This is a genomic window from Mesomycoplasma ovipneumoniae SC01 (assembly GCF_000218525.1).
In the GTDB taxonomy this organism is placed as follows: Bacteria; Bacillota_I; Bacilli_A; order Mycoplasmatales; family Metamycoplasmataceae; genus Mesomycoplasma; species Mesomycoplasma ovipneumoniae_A.
Window position 1 is genome coordinate 1 of the sequence record NZ_AFHO01000037.1, and the last position, 512, is coordinate 512.

Genomic DNA, 512 nt, shown 5'->3' on the forward strand with positions numbered 1-512 from the left:
ATTGTAGTCGCGTTTAACAATATCCGGCAGTGCGAATTTGGTGTTCTTAATTTCGCTCTTTTTTCTTCTTTTTCTAATTTTGCATACTAAATTCAATCTTTTTAAATGTCTTCCAAGACTTCGAGCGTTAATGTCAATATTATATTTCATAGAAATATAAGCACTCAACCTTATGCAACCATATCTGCCTTTGTTATCAAGAACGGATTGTTTAATTATTGCATCATTTTTGTGCTCCCTTACTTTTATAACTCTAGTTTTAGATTTTGCCACTGATTGCCTGCATACATTAAAAATTTTTGCAGATTTGCTATAAGGAATATTTAGTGTTTTGGCTTCACTAATTTTTCCTGATTTTAATTTATTTTTATTGATTTCGTAATATCTCTTAGCTATTTCTATTAATTCTTCTTTTGTAAATTCGTTTCAATCAGGTTCAATTGGTTTTTTTCGTTTGCCACTCCCTGGCTTTCTGTTCGCACCTTTTTTATCTAATAATTGATCTTGCATAC

General features: G+C 30.3%; 1 pseudogene. It reads right to left on the reverse strand.

Going from position 1 to position 512, the window contains the following annotated elements:
• A pseudogene (locus MOSC01_RS0104025) lies at positions 1-512 on the reverse strand (IS3 family transposase); the annotation flags it as partial.